Source organism: Actinoallomurus acaciae, from assembly GCF_042429965.1.
In the GTDB taxonomy this organism is placed as follows: Bacteria; Actinomycetota; Actinomycetes; order Streptosporangiales; family Streptosporangiaceae; genus Actinoallomurus; species Actinoallomurus acaciae.
Map to the genome: position 1 here is coordinate 1 of NZ_JBHLZP010000576.1, position 4,895 is coordinate 4,895.

The following is a 4,895-nucleotide window of genomic DNA, read 5'->3' on the forward strand; positions in this document are numbered from 1 at the left end:
CGGATGCCCGGCCCGCGGGCCGGGCATCCGTGTGCGGCGGTCAGCGGCCGCGCAGCCGCCGGTAGCGCTCGACCAGGGTCGCGGTCGAGCCGTCCAGGCCGGCGGTGTCGGTGGCGCCGCTCAGCCGGGGCTCGAGGTTCTTGGCGAGCACCTTGCCCAGCTCGACGCCCCACTGGTCGAAGGAGTTGATCCCCCAGATCGCCCCCTGGACGAACACCTTGTGCTCGTACAGGGCGATCAGCTGGCCGAGCACCGACGGGGTCAGCTCGGTGGCCAGGATCGTGTTGGTCGGCCGGTTGCCGGGGAACGTGCGGTGCGGCACCTGCTCGGCCGGCACGCCCTCGGCGGCGACCTCCTCCGCGGTCTTGCCGAACGCCAGCGCCTGTCCCTGCGCGAAGAGGTTGGCCATCAGCAGGTCGTGCTGCCCCGTCAGCTCGCCGAGCTCCTCGATGGGCCGGACGAAGCCGATGAGGTCGGCCGGGACGAGCTTGGTGCCCTGGTGGAGCAGCTGGTAGTAGGCGTGCTGGCCGTTGGTGCCCGGCGTGCCCCACACGACCGGCCCGGTCTGCCAGGTCACCGGCCGGCCCGAACGGTCGACCGACTTGCCGTCGGACTCCATGTCGAGCTGCTGGAGGTAGTCGGTGAACCGCGACAGGTAGTGGCTGTAGGGCAGCACGGCGTAGGTCTGGGCGTCGTAGAAGTCGTCGTACCAGATGCCGAGCAGGCCGAGCAGCATCGGCAGGTTCCGCTCCGGCGGCGCCGTACGGAAGTGCTCGTCCATCAGGTGGAAGCCGTCGAGCATCTCGCGGAATCGCTCCGGCCCGATCGCGACCATCAGCGACAGGCCGATGGCCGAGTCGAAGGAGTACCGGCCGCCGACCCAGTCCCAGAAGCCGAACATGTTGGCGGTGTCGATGCCGAACTTGGCCACCTGGTCGGCGTTCGTGGAGACCGCGACGAAGTGCTTGGCCACGGCGTCCTCGCCGAGCGCCGACACCAGCCACTGCCGCGCCGAGGTCGCGTTGGTGATCGTCTCGACCGTGGTGAAGGTCTTGGAGGAGATGATGAACAGCGTCTCGGCCGGGTCGAGGTCGCGGACGGCCTCGTGCAGGTCGGCCCCGTCGACGTTGGACACGAACCGGAACACGCGTGTCCGGTCGGCGTAGGGGCGCAGCGCCTCGTACGCCATCTTCGGGCCGAGGTCGGAGCCGCCGATGCCGATGTTGACGACGTTGCGGATCGGCCTGCCGGTCGCCCCGGTCCACTCCCCCGACCGCACCTGCGCGGAGAAGGCGGCCATCCGGTCGAGGACCTCGTGCACGGCGGGCACGACGTTCTCCCCGTCCACCTCGATGACGGCGTCACGCGGGGCCCGCAGGGCGACGTGCAGCACCGCGCGCTTCTCGGTGAAGTTGATCTTTTCGCCCGAGAACATCGCGTCGCGCAGCCCGGTCACCCCGCGGGCGGCGAGGAGCTCGCGCAGCAGCCGCAACGTCTCGTCGGTGACCCGGTTGCGCGAGTAGTCGACGTACAGGTCGCCGGCCTCCAGCGCGTATCGGCTCCCCCGTTCGGGGTCGGCGGCGAACAGCTCGCGCAGATGCAGCTCGCGTGTCTCCTCGTAGTGCCGCCGCAGCGCCCGCCACTCGTCGGTCTGGTCCAGCCGCACGCTGTCGGACATCCCTTGCCTCCGTCTCATCGGCCCGTCGGGGGCCCTGCCCTACCCGGCCATCCAATCGAACACACGCGGTCCGTACGCAACAGACCCCCGGGAGCGGTTCAGGGAACCCTGGCGGTCCACTCCTCCGTGCCGAACTTGCCGGCCACTCTCTTCTCGGCGGCGGCCAGCTCGGCGGCGGTGAGCCGGTCGCCGGTCAGCCCGTACCGGCCGCGGAAATGGCCGATCATCCGGTCGATGATCTCCGACCGCGACAGGCCGGTCTGGCGCCGCAGGGGGTCCACGCGCTTGCGCGCGCTCGTGATGCCCTTGTCCGACAGCTTCTCCCGGCCGATCCGCAGCACGTCCAGCATCTTGTCCGCGTCGATGTCGTACGACATGGTCACGTGGTGCAGGACGGCGCCCGAGCCGAGCCGCTTCTGCGCGGCTCCGGCGATCTTGCCCTGGTCGGAGGTGATGTCGTTGAGCGGCTGGTACCAGGCCCGGATGCCGAGCTCGCCGAGGGCGCCCAGCACCCAGTCGTCGAGGAAGGCGTAGCTGTCGGCGAAGCTCATGCCCTGGACGAGGGCGGCCGGGGCATACAGCGAGTAGGTGATCGTGTTGCCCGGCTCGATGAACATCGCGCCGCCGCCGCTGATCCGCCGGACCACCGTGACCCCGTGCCGGCGCGCCGCCTCGGCGTCCACCTCGTTGCGCAGCGACTGGAAGCTGCCGATCACCACCGCGGGGGCCGCCCACTCCCACACGCGCAGCGTCGGCGGCCGGCGTCCGGCGCCGACCTCCTCGGTGAGGACCTCGTCGATGGCCATGTGCAGCGCGGGGTCCTGCGGCGGCTCGTGGACGAGCCGCCAGTCGTGGTCGCGCCAGTCGCTCGCGTCGGTCAGCGCCCGGCGTACGGCGATGCCGACGGCCTCGGCGGAGAACCCGAGCATCATCGTGCCCGGCGGCAGGTGCGCGTCGATCCGGGCGGCGATGTCGCGGGCCTCCAGGTGGGCCGGCAGGCCGTTCAACGCCGCGGTGATCCGCTCCAGCGCGTGGTCGGGTTCGAGGAAGAAGTCGCCGCTGACCCGCGCGTCGCGCAGCCGGCCGTCCTCGAGGTCGAAGTCGACGACCACGAGCTTGCCCCCGGGCACCTTGTACTCACCGTGCATGTCGGCATCCCCGCTCCGTGTGCTGGCGTCCCCGTGACGCGATCACCTCAACCGCGCCGGCGCGTCCGCGATTCCGAGGATCGGTCCGTCGCGGATAATCCACCTCCGACCCGACCGCATAGACTCCGAAACATGACCGCGAGCGCTCCGAGCCGGACCGTCCTCGACCTGTCCGCCCTGTTCTCCCAGGCCAGCCACGTACTCGAGACGCAGATGGCGGCGGCGTTCACCGAGATCGGCATCACCCCCCGCGAGTACTGCGTGCTGTTCCACGCCCTGGAGGCCGAACGCACCCAGATCCAGCTCGCCAAGATCTCCGACCTGGACAAGACCACGATGGTGGTGACCGTGGACGAGCTGGAGAAGGGCGGGCTCGCCGAGCGCCGGCCATCGAGCACCGACCGGCGGGCGCGGATCATCGCGGTGACCGAGGCGGGCGAACGCGCCGTCGCCGCCGGAATGAAGATCGCCGACCGGGTGCATCGCGAGGTGGTCGAGGCGATCCCCGAGGAGTCGCGCGAGGTGTTCCTGAACGCGCTGACCGGGCTGGTCGCGGGCCATCTGTCCACACCGGTGGAGTGCGAGCAGCCCGTACGGCGGACGCGACAGAGGAAGATTTAGATCCTTACTGGATCGTCTACTTCAAAACTATCTGTTACGGTCTCTCTTGTTCCGCCCCTGCGAACAGGAGCCGTTTTCATGCCTCGCCCTTCCCGTACCGCCGCGCTCGTCGCGCTCTGCGCCGCCATGCTGATGATCATTCTCGACGGCAGCATCGTCACCGTCGCCCTCCCGGCGATCCAGCATGACCTGCGGTTCTCTCCCTCGAGCCTCACCTGGACCGTCAACTCGTACATGATCGCCTTCGGTGGTCTGCTGCTGCTGGCGGGACGCCTCGGCGACCTCGTCGGGCGCAAGCGGATGTTCGTCGCGGGTCTGGCGGTCTTCACCGTCGCGTCCCTGCTCTGCGGACTGTCCACCGGTCAGGACATGCTCATCGCCGCCCGGTTCGTCCAGGGCGTGGGCGGGGCGATGACCTCGGCGGTGAGCCTCGGCATGATCGTGACGCACTTCCCCGAACCGCGTGAGCGCGGCCGGGCGATCGGCGCCTACAGCTTCGTCGGCGCCGCGGGCGCGTCGATCGGCCAGGTCCTCGGCGGAGTGCTCACCGAGGCCGTGAGCTGGCACTGGATCTTCTTCATCAACCTGCCGATCGGCGCCGCCGCCGCGCTCTTGGCCGTACGGGTGCTGGAGCCCGACCAGGGGCTCGGTCTCCGCGCGGGAGCCGACCTGCCCGGCGCGCTCCTCGTGACCGCCGGCCTGATGCTCGGCGTCTACACGATCGTGGAGACGAGCCGGTACGGCTGGGGCTCCGCGCACACGCTCGGCTGGGGCGCGCTCGCCCTCGTGCTGCTCGCCGGGTTCGTCGTACGGCAGGCCACGGCGGCGGCCCCGCTGCTGCCGCTCGGGATCTTCCGGTCGCGGATCGTCGCGGGCGCCAACGCCGTCCAGGTCCTGATGGTCTCGGCGCTGTTCGGGTTCCAGATCCTCATCGCCCTGTACCTGCAGGAGGTACGCGGCTATGGCGCGGCGGGGACCGGGCTGGCGATGCTGCCGGCCGCCCTGACCATCGCGACCGTCTCGCTGCTCCTGTCGGCGCGGCTCAACGCACGCTTCGGCGAGCGTCGCGTGCTGCTCACCGGGATCGCCCTGCTCGTCGTGGGCATCGGGCTGCTCACCCGCCTGCCCGTGCACGCCGCCTACGCCGTGGACCTGCTGCCGACGATGCTGCTGGCGGGCGGCTTCGGCCTGGCGACCTCCGCGCTCACAACACTCGGCATGTCCGGCGCGGGCGCCGGCGACGCGGGGCTCGTCTCGGGCCTGTTCAACACCTCCCAGCAGGTCGGCGGCGCACTGGGCGTGGCGGTACTGTCGACGTTCGCGGCGGCGCGAACGCGAGGGCTGACCGCCGCCGGGCACGACCACGCCACGGCGCTGACCGGCGGCTTCCACGTGGCGTTCCACATCGGCGCCGGCCTGCTGATCGCCGCGATCGTCCTGGCCGCCGC

At 70.8% G+C, this 4,895-nt stretch carries 4 protein-coding genes; 2 read left to right on the forward strand and 2 right to left on the reverse strand.

The window, feature by feature from the left end; translation table 11 throughout:
* Positions 1–40: 40 nt before the first annotated feature.
* A complete protein-coding gene (gene pgi / locus ACFFNX_RS42265) occupies positions 41–1,678 on the reverse strand; it encodes a glucose-6-phosphate isomerase (RefSeq protein WP_378211875.1) in 1,638 nt (545 codons plus the stop codon).
* Between the two features lie 98 nt (positions 1,679–1,776).
* Positions 1,777–2,826 carry a lipoate-protein ligase LplAB gene (gene lplAB / locus ACFFNX_RS42270; protein WP_378211876.1) on the reverse strand — a complete coding sequence of 350 codons (1,050 nt, stop codon included), beginning with the start codon at positions 2,824–2,826 and terminating at the stop codon, positions 1,777–1,779.
* Between the two features lie 132 nt (positions 2,827–2,958).
* Here lplAB and ACFFNX_RS42275 point away from each other — a divergent pair, with 132 nt between their 5' ends.
* Positions 2,959–3,447 (forward strand): MarR family winged helix-turn-helix transcriptional regulator, encoded by a 489-nt coding sequence (locus ACFFNX_RS42275; protein ID WP_378211877.1) that lies wholly within the window; start codon positions 2,959–2,961, stop codon positions 3,445–3,447.
* Positions 3,448–3,525: 78 nt separating this feature from the next.
* Positions 3,526–4,895 (forward strand): DHA2 family efflux MFS transporter permease subunit (locus tag ACFFNX_RS42280; RefSeq protein WP_378211878.1); only part of this gene is annotated, 1,370 nt, incomplete at its 3' end.

Bases quoted from the DNA above. Each gene is read 5' to 3' on its own strand.
- lplAB (WP_378211876.1), bottom strand. From the start codon at position 2,826: ATGCACGGTGAGTACAAGGTGCCCGGGGGCAAGCTCGTGGTCGTCGAC.
- pgi (WP_378211875.1), bottom strand. From the start codon at position 1,678: ATGTCCGACAGCGTGCGGCTGGACCAGACCGACGAGTGGCGGGCGCTG.
- ACFFNX_RS42275 (WP_378211877.1), top strand. From the start codon at position 2,959: ATGACCGCGAGCGCTCCGAGCCGGACCGTCCTCGACCTGTCCGCCCTG.